This is a genomic window from Arthrobacter sp. NyZ413, assembly GCF_049390645.1.
GTDB lineage: Bacteria > Actinomycetota > Actinomycetes > Actinomycetales > Micrococcaceae > Arthrobacter.
Map to the genome: position 1 here is coordinate 228,997 of NZ_CP155434.1, position 17,249 is coordinate 246,245.

21 protein-coding genes are annotated in these 17,249 nt (G+C 64.9%); 14 read left to right on the top strand and 7 right to left on the bottom strand.

Going from position 1 to position 17,249, the window contains the following annotated elements; translation table 11 throughout:
• Positions 1–26 precede the first annotated feature (26 nt).
• Positions 27–779, bottom strand: a complete 753-nt coding sequence (locus ABCW42_RS01105; protein ID WP_423183142.1) for a DNA alkylation repair protein — start codon at positions 777–779, stop codon at positions 27–29.
• Between the two features lie 16 nt (positions 780–795).
• On the bottom strand, positions 796–939 hold the full coding sequence (locus ABCW42_RS01110) for a hypothetical protein (RefSeq protein WP_423183143.1): 144 nt from the start codon (positions 937–939) through the stop codon (positions 796–798).
• 132 nt (positions 940–1,071) lie between these two features.
• Between ABCW42_RS01110 and ABCW42_RS01115 the strand changes: the two genes are divergently transcribed.
• The 4 genes from ABCW42_RS01115 (at position 1,072) to ABCW42_RS01130 (ending at position 4,176) form a co-directional block, all read left to right on the top strand.
• The gene (locus ABCW42_RS01115; RefSeq protein ID WP_423183144.1) at positions 1,072–1,860 is read left to right on the top strand and encodes a hypothetical protein; all 789 of its coding nucleotides are present in this window, start codon (positions 1,072–1,074) and stop codon (positions 1,858–1,860) included.
• Complete coding sequence (locus ABCW42_RS01120; RefSeq protein ID WP_423183145.1) at positions 1,860–2,609, top strand: LamB/YcsF family protein; 750 nt, start codon at positions 1,860–1,862, stop codon at positions 2,607–2,609. The genes ABCW42_RS01115 and ABCW42_RS01120 overlap by 1 nt, the downstream gene beginning before the upstream one ends.
• A 62-nt stretch (positions 2,610–2,671) precedes the next feature.
• A complete protein-coding gene (pxpB, locus tag ABCW42_RS01125) occupies positions 2,672–3,304 on the top strand; it encodes a 5-oxoprolinase subunit PxpB (RefSeq protein ID WP_423183146.1) in 633 nt (210 codons plus the stop codon).
• Entirely contained in the window at positions 3,304–4,176 is an 873-nt protein-coding gene (locus tag ABCW42_RS01130) for a biotin-dependent carboxyltransferase family protein (protein ID WP_423183147.1), read from the top strand. Before pxpB ends, ABCW42_RS01130 begins: the two co-directional genes overlap by 1 nt.
• A gap of 145 nt (positions 4,177–4,321) precedes the next feature.
• Here ABCW42_RS01130 and ABCW42_RS01135 read toward each other — a convergent pair whose 3' ends face one another.
• Positions 4,322–5,527 carry a DUF445 domain-containing protein gene (locus ABCW42_RS01135; protein WP_423184762.1) on the bottom strand — a complete coding sequence of 402 codons (1,206 nt, stop codon included), beginning with the start codon at positions 5,525–5,527 and terminating at the stop codon, positions 4,322–4,324.
• A 203-nt stretch (positions 5,528–5,730) separates the two neighbouring features.
• Between ABCW42_RS01135 and ABCW42_RS01140 the strand changes: the two genes are divergently transcribed.
• A complete protein-coding gene (locus ABCW42_RS01140; protein WP_423184763.1) occupies positions 5,731–6,615 on the top strand; it encodes a glycerophosphodiester phosphodiesterase in 885 nt (294 codons plus the stop codon).
• A gap of 57 nt (positions 6,616–6,672) precedes the next feature.
• Here the strand turns inward: ABCW42_RS01140 and ABCW42_RS01145 are convergent, their stop codons facing one another.
• The gene (locus ABCW42_RS01145; RefSeq protein ID WP_423183148.1) at positions 6,673–7,410 is read right to left on the bottom strand and encodes a fumarylacetoacetate hydrolase family protein; all 738 of its coding nucleotides are present in this window, start codon (positions 7,408–7,410) and stop codon (positions 6,673–6,675) included.
• Positions 7,411–7,572: 162 nt separating this feature from the next.
• Here ABCW42_RS01145 and ABCW42_RS01150 point away from each other — a divergent pair, with 162 nt between their 5' ends.
• The 3 genes from ABCW42_RS01150 to ABCW42_RS01160 are packed head-to-tail and all read left to right on the top strand — an operon-like array spanning position 7,573 to position 9,100.
• Positions 7,573–8,028 (top strand): DoxX family protein, encoded by a 456-nt coding sequence (locus ABCW42_RS01150; RefSeq protein WP_423183149.1) that lies wholly within the window; start codon positions 7,573–7,575, stop codon positions 8,026–8,028.
• On the top strand, positions 8,025–8,792 hold the full coding sequence (locus ABCW42_RS01155) for an AzlC family ABC transporter permease (RefSeq protein ID WP_423183150.1): 768 nt from the start codon (positions 8,025–8,027) through the stop codon (positions 8,790–8,792). The genes ABCW42_RS01150 and ABCW42_RS01155 overlap by 4 nt, the downstream gene beginning before the upstream one ends.
• A complete protein-coding gene (locus ABCW42_RS01160; RefSeq protein WP_423183151.1) occupies positions 8,789–9,100 on the top strand; it encodes an AzlD domain-containing protein in 312 nt (103 codons plus the stop codon). Before ABCW42_RS01155 ends, ABCW42_RS01160 begins: the two co-directional genes overlap by 4 nt.
• A gap of 4 nt (positions 9,101–9,104) precedes the next feature.
• Here the strand turns inward: ABCW42_RS01160 and ABCW42_RS01165 are convergent, their stop codons facing one another.
• Complete coding sequence (locus tag ABCW42_RS01165; RefSeq protein ID WP_423183152.1) at positions 9,105–9,722, bottom strand: TetR/AcrR family transcriptional regulator; 618 nt, start codon at positions 9,720–9,722, stop codon at positions 9,105–9,107.
• Between the two features lie 70 nt (positions 9,723–9,792).
• Between ABCW42_RS01165 and ABCW42_RS01170 the strand changes: the two genes are divergently transcribed.
• From ABCW42_RS01170 to ABCW42_RS01180, 3 genes are all read left to right on the top strand, one after another.
• On the top strand, positions 9,793–10,131 hold the full coding sequence (locus tag ABCW42_RS01170; RefSeq protein ID WP_423183153.1) for a thiamine-binding protein: 339 nt from the start codon (positions 9,793–9,795) through the stop codon (positions 10,129–10,131).
• A gap of 58 nt (positions 10,132–10,189) precedes the next feature.
• Positions 10,190–10,873: an O-methyltransferase gene (locus ABCW42_RS01175; RefSeq protein WP_423183154.1), complete on the top strand. Its 684-nt coding sequence runs from the start codon at positions 10,190–10,192 to the stop codon at positions 10,871–10,873.
• 128 nt (positions 10,874–11,001) lie between these two features.
• Positions 11,002–11,904 carry a spermidine synthase gene (locus tag ABCW42_RS01180; RefSeq protein ID WP_423183155.1) on the top strand — a complete coding sequence of 301 codons (903 nt, stop codon included), beginning with the start codon at positions 11,002–11,004 and terminating at the stop codon, positions 11,902–11,904.
• 218 nt (positions 11,905–12,122) lie between these two features.
• On the opposite strand, the gene ABCW42_RS01185 is transcribed toward ABCW42_RS01180, so the two are convergent.
• Together ABCW42_RS01185 and ABCW42_RS01190 are read right to left on the bottom strand one after the other, a co-directional pair.
• Positions 12,123–12,566 carry a helix-turn-helix domain-containing protein gene (locus ABCW42_RS01185; protein ID WP_423183156.1) on the bottom strand — a complete coding sequence of 148 codons (444 nt, stop codon included), beginning with the start codon at positions 12,564–12,566 and terminating at the stop codon, positions 12,123–12,125.
• Between the two features lie 257 nt (positions 12,567–12,823).
• Positions 12,824–13,720, bottom strand: coding sequence for a LysR family transcriptional regulator (locus ABCW42_RS01190; protein ID WP_423183157.1), 897 nt, complete (start codon positions 13,718–13,720; stop codon positions 12,824–12,826).
• 129 nt (positions 13,721–13,849) lie between these two features.
• On the opposite strand from ABCW42_RS01190, the gene ABCW42_RS01195 reads away from it, so the two are divergent.
• The 3 genes from ABCW42_RS01195 (at position 13,850) to ABCW42_RS01205 (ending at position 17,248) form a co-directional block, all read left to right on the top strand.
• Positions 13,850–15,241 carry an MFS transporter gene (locus tag ABCW42_RS01195; protein ID WP_423183158.1) on the top strand — a complete coding sequence of 464 codons (1,392 nt, stop codon included), beginning with the start codon at positions 13,850–13,852 and terminating at the stop codon, positions 15,239–15,241.
• Complete coding sequence (locus tag ABCW42_RS01200; RefSeq protein ID WP_423183159.1) at positions 15,238–15,981, top strand: 3-hydroxybutyrate dehydrogenase; 744 nt, start codon at positions 15,238–15,240, stop codon at positions 15,979–15,981. Before ABCW42_RS01195 ends, ABCW42_RS01200 begins: the two co-directional genes overlap by 4 nt.
• Before the next feature lie 124 nt (positions 15,982–16,105).
• Positions 16,106–17,248, top strand: a complete 1,143-nt coding sequence (locus ABCW42_RS01205) for a diguanylate cyclase (RefSeq protein ID WP_423183160.1) — start codon at positions 16,106–16,108, stop codon at positions 17,246–17,248.
• The last annotated feature ends 1 nt before the right edge of the window (position 17,249 follow it).

Sequence of the window (17,249 nt, forward strand, 5' to 3'; positions counted from 1 at the left end):
TCAACCGGGCGAGCCAAATGGAACAGTTACGGAGCAGCGGTTTCGGAGTTGCTGTGGACCGATGCCTCGCTGTGGACGCTGCGCCGGCGCGACTTCAATCCGGTCTCAAGCTTGGTCCGGACCTCACGCTTCACACGGGCAGCCAACTCGCCCTCGTGGGCTTCGAGGAAGGTCCGCACGGCCCGCGGGTCCCAAGGCACCAAGGAACGCAACGCCCAGCTGACGGCTTTGATGACCGTCTCGTCGCGATCGTTGATGAGGAGACCGACGACGGCGAGCGTCCGTTGGGTATCGCCGGTTCCCCATCGCGATCGGGTATTGAGGATCGTGGTGGACACGAGCGCTATGCGTCGCCACCAATGGTCCGGGCTGCGCGCCCAGTTGTCGACGTCGGCATTCGAGATGAGCCCCTCGCGCCACGCCGGGCCGGCCAAGATCGTGGCGAACGCATCCGCCTGCGCCCAGGTTTCGATGCATTCGCCCAGTTTTTCCAGGCGGGCACGCGTCAGGCCCGCGAAGGCGGCCCCGTGGGAATTGATGAATTCCCAGCCCTCCCAGTCGAATCCTTCCTGAATCAACCCTTCGGCGAGATCGAAGACCACGCCGGCTTCCGCCGTCGCGATCTCCGCGGAAATCCGGCGCCGCAAAGCGCGGATGCTTGCGGTGTCGTGTTTCTCCAAGGCACGAAGTTCATCGAGAACGCGTGCCACCAAATGCCCTGGCTCGGTGTCTTCCGGAGCCAGTACCCGGCGCGCAACCATCTCTACGCCCAGGATCATGCCGGCCTAGTGCTGTTTACTCGGAATCGTCGTTATCCGGCCCTTCCGCGGGGTCCTGGCTATGAAGGCCGGTGTCATGGGAAACCCAGCCTTCCGTTTCCCCTTCTGCGGGGGAATCACTGTGGTGGCGGGGGTCGATCGGCTCGTCTGGCTTCTTCATTCCGGATACTTCCTGTCCTTCGTTGGACTGCTCCCGTGAACGCCTACAGTCTACGCCGGGGAAGCTGCGTGTGGCCTAGGCTAGGCGAAGGAACACGATACGAAATTCGCTGGCCGAATGCAGAGGTGAAGAATGGCCAAACGACACAACCCGGCAATGAAAATTGCGCAGGAAACCGCCCATAAAGCCATGTTCGACGCCCACGGCAACCCCAAGCCCGGGGTCCACAATGTCCTGCTTCGCGCGGTCGAGGTCCAACGTCCCCTGGTCCTCGCCAACCTGCGCCGCCTGCAGCGCAAGCACCCGCGGGCCACGGCCGGCCAGCTGGCCGCCAAACTCGAGCGCGACTACCTCGCCGCGGTCACGGGCGGGGGTGCCGCCGTCGGGGCGACCGCCGTCGTGCCCGGGATCGGCACCGCGGCGTCGCTGGGGCTGTCCGCGGTCGCCACCATCGGTTTCCTGGAAGCGACCGCCCTCTACGCCGCCTCCCTGGCCGAACTGCACGGAATCCACCTCACGGACCCGGAACGGGCGCGGACACTGGTGATGGCCATCATGCTCGGCGAAGAAGGCACCGCCCTGCTGGGCTCCCTCAGCGGACAAACGCTCGGCAAAGGCAAGGGCGTAACCCAGGCCTGGGGCAAAACGCTCACGAAAAAGATTCCTGGCGGTGGTTTCGGCGTCATCCGCGACGCCATCCAGCGGGCCTTCCTCAAGCGGCTCGTCAAGCGCCAAGGAAGTGCCTTGATTGGCCGCGCGCTGCCGTTCGGAGTGGGTGCCGTAGTCGGCGGAGCGGGCAACCTCGTAATGGGGCGTGCCGTGGCGGCATCCGCGAAAGAAGCATTCGGTCCCATGCCGGACACCATCCCGGGCGAGCTGGTTCCAGCCGCCCGCCAAAACGCCCTGAAAGGCGGAAAATAGTGGATCTCAACGCTGATTTGGGCGAGTCGTTCGGCTCGTGGACCATGGGCGACGACGCCTCGATCCTGCGGATCGTGAGCAGCGCGAACGTCGCGTGCGGCTTCCACGCCGGAGACCCCGTCACCATGCTCGACAGTTGCCGCGGCGCCTACGAGCTCGACGTCAAGGTCGGCGCCCACGTCGGTTACCGGGACCTGCACGGATTTGGACGGCGTTCCATGGACATGTCCTTCGACGAGCTCTTCGGCGATGTCCTCTACCAACTCGGCGCGCTCGACGGCATGGCCCACGCTGTGGGTGCCTCCGTGGACTACGTGAAGCCGCACGGCGCCCTCTACAACAGGATCGTCCACGACTCCGACCAAGCCGAAGCCGTAGTCGCCGCCATCCAGGCCTACGATCCCGGGCTGCCGGTCCTCGGGCTGCCTGGTTCCGCTTTCCTGCGGCTCGCCGGCGAATCCGGCCACCCGGTCTTCCGCGAAGCCTTCGTGGATCGCGGCTACCTGCCGGACGGGACGCTCGTGCCGCGCTCGCAGGAAGGCGCGGTAGTGCACGACGCCGACGCGGTAGTCGAGCGCGCAGTGCGCTTTGCGGTCCGGGGCGAGGTCCTCGCCGTCGACGGGACTGTGGTTCGCGTCAAGCCCGATTCCCTGTGCATCCACGGTGACACCCCGGGCGCCGTCGAGCTGGCGGCGGCGGTGCGCGCGGGGCTCGAGGAAGCGGGTGTGGAGATTGAGTCGTTCGCCTGACGGTGGCTCCGGTGGCTCCGGGGGCTTCGGTGGCTCCGGGGGCTCGTGCGGGCGGTGCATCCTTGCCTAGCCGGGTGCTGCTGCCGTGCGGGGACAGTGCGTTCCTCGTGGAACTGCCCGAGCTAACGGCGGTGGTGGCTTATTATCGCGGCCTCACCGGGTTCCCGGGGGACATGTCCATTCCTCGTGGCATCGTCGACGTCGTCCCGGCCGCCCGCACGGTCCTGGTCACCTTCGACCCCGGGCTCATCACGACCGCCGAAGTCAGGGACTGGCTGGAGACCGCGGAGCCGGCTGCCGCCGTCGTCGGCTCCGGACGGGAGGTGCGCATCGAGGTCACCTATGGTGGCCCGGACCTCGCCGAAACGGCGCAGTACCTCGGGCTGAGCGAGCCGGAAGTGGTCAGGCTTCACACGGCGTCGGAGTGGACGGCCGCCTTTTCCGGCTTCGCGCCCGGATTCGTCTACCTGGTCACGACGCATGAGCGGCTCCGGGTCCCGCGCCGAAACACTCCGCGAACGGCTGTCCCCGCCGGATCGGTGGGGCTCGCCGGCGAGTTCAGCGGCATCTATCCGCGTTCCTCGCCCGGCGGCTGGCAATTGATCGGGAGTACGACGGCGGCGCTGTGGGATGCGTCGAAGGCCCACCCGGCGTTGATCCGGCCGGGCGATACCGTGCGGTTCGTGGAGACCTGATGGGCATCGTGGTGGTGAATCCTGGTCCGCTGACGCTCGTGGAGGACCTGGGCAGGCAGGGCTGGGCGTCCCTTGGACTCAGCCCGTCCGGAGCCCTCGACCGCCAATCGTTGCGCCTCGCCAATGCCTTGGTGGGGAACCCGGCGACGGCGGCGGGCTTGGAAATCCTGCTGGGCGGACTGCGCCTGAGGTTCCTAACGGCGTCGAACGTCGCGGTGGCCGGCGCCGAGGGAAGCGTGACCCTCAACGGCGCCGAAATCCCGCTGAACCAAGCCGTCCGGGTGGGGCCGGGAGCGGTCCTCGACTTCGCTGTTCCATTGTTCGGGCTGCGCTATTACCTGGCAGTGCAGGGCGGGATCGATGCGCCACGGTTGCTGGGTTCGCGAAGCACGGACATGCTCTCCGGTGAGGGGCCGGCGCCGCTGGCGTCGGGCGACCACTTGGGTGTTGGGCTGGACTTTTTGACCGGCCCGGACTTGGGGGCCGGCCCGCTGGCCGTCCCCGCCATCCGCCGGGCCCCCAATCCCGCCCGCGCGATCACTGTCCGAGTTGTCCGCGGCCCCCGCGCCGACTGGTTCGACCACGACTCGTGGCGCCAACTCGTCACTCAAGGCTGGACTTTGTCCGCTGACTCGAACAGGATCGGCGCACGACTGGTGGGCCGCCCGCTCAAGCAAACCCGGACGGAGGAACTACCCAGCGAAGGCATGGTGCTCGGCGCGTTGCAAGTGCCGCCGTCGGGCCTTCCCACGGTGTTCCTCGCGGACCATCCTGTGACGGGAGGGTACCCCGTCATCGCAGTGGTCCGCCGTGCCGACTTGGATGTGCTGGGCCAGGCGCGGCCTGGACAAAGGATTCAGTTTGTGGGGTGAGGGGTTTCGTCGGTATTCCGCTGAGCATGCTCAGTGTTGGCTTTGAGGAGTGGACATATTCGCGTTATGCGCATTCCTTGCGTTGAGCGCGGCGCATGTCCCTTCTAAGTGCCGAGCGATGAGCATGCTCCCCAGGGAGGGGCGGCTAGCCGAACACCAGGTGCGCCACCGTGAAAATCAGCAGGCCCGCGAGTGAACCCACCACGGTGCCGTTGATGCGGATGTATTGCAGGTCCTTGCCCACTTGGAGTTCGATTTTCTGCGATGTTTCCTCGGCGTCCCAGCGAGCCACTGTGTCGGTGATGACGCCGGCGATCTCCGAACGGTAGGTCTTGACGAGGTATCCCGCGGCATCGCCGATCCATGTGTTGACCTTGCCGGCAAGTTCGTCGTCGTTGACCAGGCGGGCCCCGAAATCCCGCACGGCACTCGTGAAACGGAGGCTCAATTCGCTGCCGGGATCATCGACGGCGGTGAGCAACGCGTTCTTGATGGTGCCCCACGTGCGGGAAGCCAGTTCGCGGACTTCGGGATCTCCGAGGATCTGGGCTTTGATGCTTTCGGCCCGCTCGATCATCGCCGGATCATGTTGGAGGTCCTGGGCGAGGTCGTTGAGGTAGGTATCGATGGAAAGGCGTACCTGGTGCTCTGGATCCCGCTGCACGGCACGCACGAACTTGGCGAGCTCGTTGTAGACCCTGTCGCCCACGATGTCGTCCACGAACGAAGGAACCCACAGGGGAGATCGGTCTGAAACGAGCCGGTTCACGGTCGAATGGTTCGCTTCCACCCAATCCGCCGCCCGGTCAACGAGCAGGTCCACGAGCTTGTGATGGTGGCCTTCAGCGAAGATCCGCTCCGCCATGCGGCCCACGGGAGGTCCCCACGGCGGAGTGAGCAGGTGTTTGCGTACCATGCCTTCGATTACGGCCTGGACGTCGTCGTCGTTCAGCACGGTGAACGCGCCGCGGATGAGCGCGGATCCTTCCTTGGCCACCCGCTCCGACCCGGACGGCGTGGCAAGCCACTTGCCCGCCTTCCGCGCGATATCAATGCTGGCGAGTTTTTCCTGGACCACTTGCTCGGACAGGAAGTTGGTCTCCACGAATTCGCCCAGCGAGGCGCCGATCTGGTCTTTCCTCCGCGGAATGATGGCCGTGTGCGGGATTTTCAGGCCCATCGGATACTTGAACAGTGCGGTGACGGCGAACCAGTCGGCCAGCGCACCAACCATTCCACCCTCCGCGGCGGCACGCACGTACTCAAGCCACTGGTATTGCTTCTGCAGGGCGAACGCCACCGTGAAAACCACCGCCATGACGATGAGCAGCGCGAGCGCCACCGACTTCATCCGGCGCAGCGCGGCCGCTTTTTCGGCGTCGCTGCTCCGAAGCCCGACCGCGGGCGCAACCGTTGATGCGGTCCCGGCGCCACCGTCCGGGGTGCCTCCGGGCGGGCGGTCAGTGTCTGTCGCCGGGATTTGTTCAGAATTCACCTGCATGTGCCCAGCGTAGCCCCGTGGCTGATCAAGGCGTGGGCTACCGTGTCCCCATGATGAACGACGACGCGAGCCTATTCGAAGACAACCCGCGGCCCAAGGTCTACGCGCACCGCGGCGCGAGCGCCGCATTCGCGGAGCACACGCGGGCTGCGTACCTGAAGGCAATCGCCGACGGCGCCGACGGGGTTGAGTGCGACGTCCACCTGACGCGGGACCAACACGTGATCCTGCTGCACGACGCGAACCTGGACCGCACCTCGGATGGAACCGGCCCCGTCGCTGAAAGGACCCTCGACGAGTTGCGGCACCTCGATTTCTCGTCTTGGAAGGGTGCGCGGATCCCGGAGCAGTTCGGTGCCAAGTCGGACCAGTTGTTGACGCTCCGGGACTTGTTGGAGATTCTTCGCGGAGCCGGCCGGGAGATCGGCCTGGCAATCGAACTGAAGCATCCGAGCCCGTACCAGTTCAAGCTCGAGGAACGCGTGCTTGAACTTCTCGCAGGCGAGGGCTGGGACCCGGAGACCTCCACTTTGGACAACATCCACGTTTCGTTCATGAGTTTCAGCCCGGACTCGGTCAAGCATTTGTTGCAGTTCGTTCCCGCGGAACACATCTGCCAGCTCGTGGACGACGTCTCGATCGAGGAAATCCGCGACGAATTCGGGCTGGGAGCAATTACCGGCGGCGCACTCGCCAACGTGATGAAGGCCGCCCAGCTGGAAGGCGAACGGATCCTGGACGATTGCGAAGTCGGACTGGCCGGACCCGGGATCGACTACGTCCGCAAGCATGCCCGCACCGTTCAGCGTTGGCTCGAATCCGGCCGGCGCTTCCGTGTGTGGACCGTCGATTCGGAGACGGACGTTGCCTTGTGCCAAGGACTGGGCATCCACGAGATCACCACCAACAAGCCGGCGCAGGTGCTGGCCCAGCTCTGACGGGCGAACCGGGCGCCCCGGGTGATCCGGGCGAGCCGGGCCTCCTTGCGCGCCCGGCTACGCCACCGTATTGCTCAGGGTTCCGATGCCTTCGAGCGTGATGTCGACGCGGTCGCCCGGCTGTACGGCGACGAACGTATTTGGAGCTCCCGTCATCACGATGTCTCCGGGTTCGAGGGCCAGCCATTGCGTGACGTACACAAGGCAGTCGGTGACGGAGGAGGGAAGGTTGAAGGAGCCGGACTTGGCCATGACCTCTCCGTTGACCGCCACTTCCGTGCCGACATTGTCCGGATCTTCGACCTCGGTTTCGATCCATGGGCCGAGCGGGGTGTAGTTGGTACCGGACTTCCCTTGGAAGAGCTTTTCGTCGATCTGGTTCTGGTCCACGTTGGTGACGTCGTTGACCACGGTGTAACCCAGGACGTGGCTGAGGGCGTTCCCGGGCGTGAGCTTTTCCGCGCGTTTTCCGATGACGGCGGCCAGTTCACCTTCGACGTTCACGACGCCGACGCCGCGCACTGCGACGATTTCATCGCCGGGACCGGCGACCGTGTGAACGGATTTGTGCCAGGCCTGGATGGGAAGGGCATGGTTGTTGTTGCCCAGGTTGTGCCCGATTCCAATGACGAGCGAGGGCCGGACCGGGGCGAGGAACACGGCATCGCGCTCGGCCGTGGTTTCCCCGCTGAAGGCGAGGAATTCGGCGAAGGGATCCTTGATGTGGTCCCACGTTCCCTTACGGAGCACCGCGTGTTGCGGTCCGGAAGCTGTTTGTAGGCGGGCGATGCGCATTGGGACTCCTCAGTGAATTCCGCCAAGCGGCGTTGATTGGATACGGGAGAATTTACACCATGCTGAACGCGGTTCAATATTCTGAACGGATGTGACATGGATCCGTCGACCCGGAATGCCGCGTGGTTAACGCCGCCGTTGAGGCTGTGATTGCATGAGTACATGCTCTTTTCCTGGTCAGCGCGGACAACACAGGCACTCTCCGCGGCGGCCATGAGCGCGCTGTTATTCGCAAGTGCCCGGAAGCACTTCAAGCAACCGGGGTTTTTCGCCCCGGTGGTCCCGGACTACCTGTGCAGGAACGACGGCGGACCCGGGACTTCCCCGCGGAACGGCACCTTCGCCGTCATGTCGCGCGAGGAGTGGATCGCGGCGAGCGGCCTGCTCGAGGTGATTGCCGCCGTCGGGCTCCTCATTCCGGCCACCCGCAGGGCAGCCGCGGGCGGCACCGCGCTCATGTTCACCACCTTCCTGGCCGGCCACGTCGACGCCCTGAGCCGGGCCTATGCCCCCGGCGGAACCGCGTCCGAACGGCGGATCCACACGGCCCGGCTGCCCTTGCAGTTTCCCTTGATCTTGTGGGCCTGGAGCCTGGCGGCGGGGACGAAAAAGGCGTGAAACTGCTCGATTCCCCGGCCGTTCGGGTCGGCCTGTCGATCAGCATCGCAACGGGGCTCTATGGAGTCTCGTTCGGGGCGCTGGCCTCGGCCTCCGGTTTCACTTTCTGGCAGACCATGGCGTTCAGCTTGCTCATGTTCAGCGGCGGCTCGCAGTTCGCCTTCATCGGCGTGGTTGCCGGCGGCGGGTCCGGAATAGCCGCGATGACGGCCGCGGCCTTGCTCGGCTTGCGCAACGGGATTTACGGGATGCAAATGAATGCCATGCTGCGCCCTTCCCGTTGGCTCAAGTATCCGCAGGCGCAAGTCACCATCGACGAGTCGACGGCCACGGCCTCCGGACAGAGCGAACCGGCCGAGCAGCGACGCGGTTTCTGGACGGCGGGCGTCGGGATCTTTGTCCTGTGGAACATCTTCACGGCGGTCGGTGCACTGGCGGGCGACGCGCTGGGCGACCCCAAGCGGTGGGGTCTCGACGGCGCCGCCGTCGCCGCGTTCCTTGCCCTGCTGTGGCCGCGGCTCAAGGGCCGTGAGCCCTGGGCGATCGCCACGGCCGCCGCGCTGGCAACGATCTTCGCTATCCCGTTTGTCCCGTCGGGGGTCCCCATCCTGGTGGCGGCCGTAGTGGCTGGCGGGATCGGCTGGTTCAGCCACGGACGAAGCGATGAAGGCATGGAACCGGACGTGGACCCCTACCCCCACAGCCATGCGCACGACGGCCGTGCGCCCGAAATCCATTCGCGCGACGACGGGAGCGCCGAATGAACATGTGGTGGTGGATCCTGATCGCCTGCGGCCTGGCCTACCTGACCAAGCTTTCCGGCTACTTCGTCCCGGCGAAGCTGCTCCGGAGTCCCCGCATGATGCGCGTCGCCGGAACCATGACAATCGGGCTCCTGGCGTCCCTGACAGTGGTCAATGCGGTGGCTTCCGGCCAAGCCCTTGCCTTCGACGCCCGGATCGGAGCCTTGGCCGCGGGAGCCGTAGCCCTGTGGCTCCGTGCGCCGTTCCTCGTGGTGGTGATCGTCGGAGCGGCGGCCGCGGCTTGCCTTCGCCTGCTCGGCTGGAACTGATTTTCTAGAAGGTCATTCCGGGGATCGGAGTCTGGGCAGGCAGGGGGCGCTGTGGCTTTTCGGTGCGGATGGCGTCTTCGAGGAGTGCGACCGGCCGTTCCCACGCGCGCGATCCCGGCTCCATTGTGTCCACGGCTCCGATCAGCATGGCGACCAGCCGGACCATGTCCTCGATGGAGATGTCACGGCGAAGCGAACCTTGTCCTTGGCCGCGTTCCAACAATTCGGCCATGGATTCAATGAGCCCGCCCGTGATTCCCACCAGGAGTCCTCGGCGGCCGGCGACGGCGCCAAGGAGGTTCGCGTCTTCGCTCGCGACCTGCACGACGGCGTCGATCACCTTCATGAGCCCGACGGCGGCGTCCATCCCGGCGAGGGCATCTTCCACCACAGGATCGACGTGGAGCCGGAGCTGCCGGGAAAGCGCGGCGAGGACGAGTTGTTCTTTGTCCGCGAAGTTGCGGAAGAGGGTTGCGGGGCCGACGCCGGCCGTGGTGGCGATCGTCTGCAGCGGCACTTCGGGGCCAAGCTCACGGAAGCACTGGCGTGCGGCGGTGATGATCTTATCCACGTTGCGCGCAGCATCAGCTCTAAGTGGCTTGCGTTCCAAGGGCCGGTCCATGCTGCTCACAGTAGCAACGGAGCGGCCTGCATCACTTTTGTGACATTCTTGCCCGTGAAACACTGGATTCATGTTGCTTGCTTTCTCAGTTGCCCCATCCGGCCAACCCGCCGCCGGCTCCGCATCCACCGTCGGCTCCGCGGCGGATGGCTCAGTGCACGACGCCGTTGCCGAGGCGGTGAAGATCGTCCGCGAATCGGGACTGCCGAACCAGACGGACTCGATGTTCACCACCATCGAAGGCGAATGGGATGAGGTGTTCGACGTCGTCAAGCGCGCCACCGAGGCCGTCGGGAAGTTCGGGAGCCGGGTTTCCCTGGTGATCAAGGCCGATATCCGCCCCGGATACACAGGCGAACTCACGGGCAAGGTGGAGCGGCTGGAAAACGCGATCGCCGAGAAGGGCTAGGACCGGAACGCCCGCCCCTTCCCTTCCTTCCGCCGTGGCCCGGTGCCAGACTTGGGCCATGGTTGAACACAAGGCACGGCCCGCCTGGCTGGACGTCGAGCAATACTTGTCCGACGCCGTCGTACGTCCCAACGCTGCGCTCACGCACGCGGTCCAATCCGCGCTCGACGCCGGCCTGCCGCCTATCGAGGTGGCGCCGAACGCCGGGAAGCTGCTCAAGATGCTCGTGCAGATGAGCGGGGCGCGGCGCGTGCTGGAGATCGGCACGCTGGCCGGCTTCAGCGCGATCTGGATGGCACAAGGACTGCCCGACGACGGCCGCTTGCTTACGTGCGAATACTTGCCGGAGCATGCCAAGATCGCCCGCGCTAACCTGGACATGGCCGGGATCGGACACAAAGTGGAAATCCGCATTGGACCGGCGCTGGATACACTCGCTGCCCTTGCCGAGGATCCCGGGCGGGGCGAGCCGTTCGACTTCGTGTTCATTGACGCGGACAAGGAGAACAATCCCAAGTACCTGGAGTGGGCCATTCGGCTCGGGAAACCGGGAACCGTGATCGTGCTGGACAACGTCATTTGGGAAGGCGCCATCCTGGAAACCTCCATGGACGACGTGAATGCTCCGGGGATCGTGGACGCGCTGGAGATGATGGGCAAAGATCCGCGCCTCGACGCTACGGCCATCCAAACCGTCGGGTCCAAGGGATGGGACGGCTTCGCGATAGCCCGGGTTGTGTGACTCCTTAGCGAGGGGTCGACGACGACCCGACCCGCCGCCGTCGGGCGCGCACGGATGCACCGCCGTCGGGCTGACCGTGGTGGGCTCGTCAACTAGGGTTGAAGCATGACTGAGTCGGGGCGAATCTAGTGGCGAAACGGGGCAGGAACCGGGGCGCCGGGCAATCCCGCGGAGTCATCGAGGTGCCGGCGGGCACCGCGCCAAGCGGCCCCGTTGAGGGCGTCTACTACATCGACACCGGTGACTGCGAGCTCGTTGCCGATCCGGACAATTCCAACGGTTGGCTCCTGAAGATCAACGGTGTCATGAGCTCGCATATCGACGTGGCAGAACCGTTGTTCCTCGACTTCGAATACATGCGCTGGATCGCCGCTTTGGTCGAGTCGAAATGGCCGCCGGAAATCCGGCCGAAGTTGCGCGCCCTGCACCTCGGCGGGGGAGCATGTTCCTTGGCGCGCTACTTCCACGCCGCATATCCCGAGGCCCGCCAAGTGGTGGTGGAGCTCGACGGGAAGCTGGCCGAGTATGTCCGGGGCTGGTTCGACCTTCCGAAAGCCCCGTTGCTGCGCATCCGCGTCGGCGAGGCACGCGCGGTCACCGAAACGTTGACCTCGGGCACGCGCGACCTCATCATCCGGGACGTGTTCGCGGGGGCGTACACTCCCAGGGCGCTCACGACGCGCGAATTCAATGAGCATGCGCAGCGGGTGTTGGCGCCTGGCGGGCTATACGTCGTCAACTCGGGCGACGCGCCGGACCTCAAGAATGCCCGGGCAGACGCCGCCACGATCGCCGATACCTTCGAGCACACCATGATCATCGCCGACCCCGCGATGCTCAAGGGCCGCCGCTACGGAAACATGATCATGGCGGGCAGCCACGAACCATTTGGCGACGACCCCCAACTGGCCCGGAAGCTCCTCGGCGGCGCGGTTCCCGCGCACATCTGGAACGATGCCCAGGTGAGGGCCTTCGCCGTCGGCGCCCGAGTCCGGCACGACCCCGCGCCTTCCTCATCGGCTGCTGAGTAACGGCCGTTATTGCGGTTCTGCCGTCGACGGGATTTGAGACTCGCATTTGGTCGCTCAGTCCTCTTCGACACGATCCCAGACACTATAGGTGTGTCTTGGGTCCGGCAAGAGGGAGGGGACATGGACACCAGCACGATTGCTGAAATCGCTAATACAGGCAAAGACATTGTGTTGCCTGTATTAGCCGGCGCAGGTGCGTGAATGCTTATTGTGTGGACTTAGGCCAAGTCGTCGATCTGGTCCTCAAGTTCCCGCAGCTCGGCAAACGCCGCCCGACGAGCTTCTTCCCTCTTTGCCTTGAACGCCAGGACCGCATCCCGCTTGAAGCGAGTGTGAGTGCGAACCTTGAATGATTCGACTTCACCGTCCTTCGCGAGCTTCAGCAGCGTCGGGCGGGAGACACCTAAGACTTCAGCAGCAGTATTGCTCGTGAGCTCATCAGGAAGAGTCCCCACCGTGACGCTCCCGTTCATTGCGAGAGCGCGGAATGCCTTATCAATGATCGCGGAGAGCTCAGGCGGAAGCTGGCGGGTAGTGCCGTCAGTCATGACGGCTGCGAAACCTGCCAGTCCCGCAGGAGTTGATTCGACCTCGTGGCGGACAGTCGTGAGTTCTTCGTCCGTAACAAGAACGTCGGTCCGAGTAAGCATGGTTGCTGTCATCGGGCCCTCCTTCATCTCTGTTCGTCTTCCTCCACGATACCCTCTTTCACTTATAAGTGAAAAATTTTTCATTGAAGGCCTGCGTTATGGTGCCCATTCTTGCTGACCCATGCTTCCCCAGTGGCACCCTGAACACAGAAACGCTTTTTACAACGTTAGGCGGACGAGAACCGTACGCTAAACCATCGAGAGCCCCGAGGCAACAGCCCCGGCCTGAGCTTGCGAAGGCTGGGAGCCGGTGGGGAGCAATGGATGCGTCAGTGGCGGGCCAGGAGGAGTTCGCGGTGTGCGGCGGTTTCCTCCTGCAGGGCCTGCACGACGGCGGCAACCGCGGGGCGGCGCGCGGAATCAGGGCGCAGGACCATCCAGTAGGGGAGGAGTTCGGCGAAGTCCGATGGCAAGAGTCGGACGAGGTCGGGGTGCCGGTCGGCCATGAAGCACGGCAGGAAGCCGATCCCGGCCCCGGCGCGCGTCGCTTCGACGTGGACGAAGACGTTGGTGGAACTCAGTCCGTCGCGCATGGAGGGAACCAGGCGGCGGGGAGCATCGAGGTCGTCCACTTGGAGCATTGAGTCCACGAAGTAGACCAGCTGGTGTTGCGTCAACTCCTCCACAGTGCCCGGGACTCCGTGGAAGGCCAGGTACTCCCGCGACGCATACATTCCCAGCATGTACTCGCCCAGCAGGACGGCTTCGGCCCGGTGCACTTGGGGTTCGCCCACCACTACTTCCAGGTCCAGGCCGGAGCGCTGCTGGAGTGCGCGGCGGGTGACCGTGATGATCTCCACGGTGAGTCCGGGGTGGATGCGGCGCAAGCGCGCCACGGCCGGTGCCGCGATGTACGCGCTGAAGCCGTCGGTCGCGGTCATGCGTACGACACCGGCAATGGGGTCGGGCGCGTGGTCTTCGGCTCCCAGCGTGCCCACCGCAGCCTCGATCCGCTCGGCGACCGCCACGGCTTCGGCGCCCAATTCGGTGACTTCCCAGCCACCCGCGGCGCGTGCGAGAACACGGCCTCCGAGCGCTTTCTCGAGGGCGGCTATCCTCCGTGAAACTGTGGTGTGGTTCAAGCCCAGGGCTTGGGCCGCCGTCGTGAACTTTCCGGAACGGGAGACGGCAAGGAGGACGAGGAGATCGTCGGGATTCGCCTTCATATCTGCAATTCTGCACATAGTTGGTGCCGATTTGGCCATTGAAGGCCATGATTTGTGCAGCAATACTCATGGGAGCATTTCGTGTTGTGGATCACAACACGTGTCGACGTGGACACTAAGGAGATGGACATGAGCGTAGGACAACGCTCCACGGGAAAAGCAGGCCAAGCAAGCCAGGCAACCGCCAAGGGCGCAGGCCTCAAGAAGATCGTCGCCGCCTCGATGGTAGGAACGGTGGTCGAATGGTATGAATTCTTCCTCTACGCCACAGCGGCAACCCTGGTTTTCGGCAAATACTTCTTCCCCTCCACAGGCAATGACCTCGACGGCATCATCCAGGCCTTCCTGACCTACGCGGTCGGCTTCGTGGCGCGGCCCTTGGGCGGCATCGTCTTCGGACAGATCGGCGACAAGCTCGGACGCAAGCCGACGCTTCAGCTCACGATCGTCATCGTCGGGGTTTCCACCTTCCTGATGGGCTGCCTGCCTGGCTTCGTAGACGTCGGGTACTGGGCTCCGGCCATGCTCGTGGCGCTCCGCTTCATCCAAGGCTTCGCGCTGGGCGGCGAGTGGGGCGGGGCCGTGCTCCTCGTCGCGGAACACAGCCCCAACCAGTCCCGCGGATTCTGGTCCAGCTGGCCGCAAGCCGCCGTTCCGGTCGGCAACCTCCTGGCCACCCTGGTCCTCTTCATCATGTCCACGACCCTTAGCAGCGCGGCTTTCCTTGGCTGGGGCTGGCGCGTGGCCTTCTGGCTCTCCGCAGTCATTGTCTTCGTGGGCTACTACATCCGGACCCACGTCACCGAAGCGCCGATCTTCCTTGAAGCGAAAGCCCAAGTGGAGAAGGAACAAGCGGTCAGTTACGGCGTCGGAGAGGTCCTGCGGAAGTACCCCAAGGGCATCCTGCAGGCCATGGGACTCAGGTTCGCCGAGAACATCATGTACTACCTCGTTGTGAGCTTCTCGATCGTGTACCTCAAGGCCGTGGACAAGTACGACACCTCGTCCCTGCTCCTCGCGCTGCTCATTGCCCACGTGATCCATTTCGCCGTCATCCCGCAGGTCGGCAGGCTAGCGGATACGTGGGGCCGCAAGCCGGTGTACCTCATCGGCGCCGTCACGGGTGCGGTGTGGCCGTTCATGGCGTTCCCGATGTTCGACACCAAGAATGCCGTGGTGATCGTGGCCGCCGTCGCGATCGGTTTGTGCTTCCACGCCTTTATGTACTCCGGCCAGCCGGCCATCATGACCGAACTCTTCCCCACCCGCATGCGGTATTCGGGCGTCTCCCTGGGCTCCCAGGTGACCTCGATCTTCGCCGGTTCACTGGCGCCGCTCCTGGCGACCCAGTGGCTCAAGGACACCGGATCCTGGCTCCCCACCGCCATCTACCTCGTGGTCGCGTGCGCCATTACCGCCGTCGTCGTCTTGACCCTCAAAGAGACGAAAGGCGTGGCGCTCGAGGACGTGGACAACGCCGACGCCGAGCGCCACGGCCTGCCCGCCGGTGCACGCTCATGACGCTCGAAGGCCGGAAAGCGCTGGTGACCGGCGGTGCGAGCGGAATCGGGGCAGCCTGTGCCACGGCCCTTGCCGAGCGGGGCGCGAAAGTGGTGGTGGCCGACGTCGACGCCTCCGGAGCGGCGGCCCTCGCCGACAGGATCGGCGGCACCGCGTGGGCGGTCGACTTGCTGGACACCGACGCCTTGGCAGGGCTCAGCCTGGATTGCGACATCCTGGTCAACAACGCAGGGATCCAGAAGGTCGCGCCCATCGAGGAATTCGAACCGGCGGAATTCCGCCGCATCATGGCCCTCATGCTCGAGGCTCCATTCCTGCTCATCAGGGCAGCGCTCCCGCACATGTACGCGAACGGGTTTGGGCGGATCATCAACATCTCCTCCGTCCACGGATTGCGGGCTTCGGCCTTCAAGAGCGCCTACGTTTCGGCCAAGCACGGGCTCGAAGGCCTCAGCAAGGTGACCGCGCTCGAAGGCGGACCACGCGGGGTGACGTCCAACTGCATCAATCCCGGCTATGTGCGCACGCCACTCGTCGAGAAGCAGATCGCGGACCAAGCCTTGCTGCACGGAATCCCGGAGGCGGAAGTCCTGGCGAAAGTCATGCTCACCGAGTCCGCGGTGAAGCGCCTCGTGGAGCCGGCGGAAGTGGCGTCGCTGGCCGCCTGGATAGCCTCCGACGACGCCGGAATGGTCACCGGGGCCAGTTACACGATGGATGGGGGCTGGTCCGCCCGCTGAAGCGGCTTTTCGTTCACCGCGCCCGGCAGCGCCGGGGGTCCTGCCCGGTAACCTGTTAACTAATGGTTTCCGGGCAGGGCTTCCCGGATCCATCACGCTGGACTCGTGCCGAGGGGGAACGAAGATGGTGCTCGATCCGATCAGCCTCAAGGTAGCGCTTGGCATTGTCACGCTTACCTTGTGCCTGCTGTTCTTTGGTTCGTACCGCCACACCAAATCCGCGTACAGCGGCTGGTGGTGCCTCGCCCTCGTTTTCCTGTTGGCCGGGAACGCCGCGTACCTCCTGACCGGAACATCGCAACAGGTCTGGGCCGATCCGCTCGGGAACGCCATGCTCGTGGGCGGGGCGATGAGTATTTGGTCGGGCTCGCGTTCGTTGAGGCTGCTCCGCGCGCCGCTTTGGATCGTTATCGCCGGGCCAGTTGTCACGGCGGTGGCATCCGCGCTTGAAAACCCCGCCTCGGACGCTTGGTCCGGGGGTTTCGTGTACTTGGTCATGATGGGTGTTGGCCTGGGCTTGTCCACGCGGGAGTTGTGGCTTTTCCGGCCGCGGGATTCAAAGGTCAACCGGCCGTTGGCCCTCGCCGCCGGATTCCTCGGCGCGTATTACTTGTGCCGTTCCTTCGTCTACCTGGCCGAAGGGCCCGACGGTCCGGAGTTCAACACGTTCTTTAGCCCGGCAACCACGTGCGTGATCACGATTGTGCTCCTGGTCACCGTGTCCTACAGCATGACCGCGTTGAGCAACGAGCAGCTTATTAATGCGCTCAACGAGCGCGCCACGCGGGACGGCCTGACCGGGCTGTACAACCGCACGGCTTTCATGGAGCGCGCGGCCCAGGAAATCCATCGGCACGACGCCTTGGATTCGGTGTCCACCCTGATCCTCGCGGACCTCGACAACTTCAAGGACCTGAACGACAGCCACGGCCACGCCGCGGGGGACATCGCTATCCAAGCGTTCGCCGCAGCGTGCCAAGCCTCGGTGCGCCGCACGGACATCGTCTGCCGTTATGGCGGAGAGGAATTCACCATCCTCCTCCCCGGGGCGGACGCCGACAGCGCCACCAAGATCGCCTCGGAGATCAGCCGGCGCCTCGCGTCAACCAAAGCGCCGGACGGAATCACGTTTCCCACCGTGAGTTACGGAATCGCCACCAGCGCTGTTGCCGATTCCGAACTGGCTGACATGATCGCCGCCGCCGACGAAGCCCTGTACAAAGCGAAGTCCCTCGGACGCAACCGCGTGGTCCGTGCGGTGCGTTAAC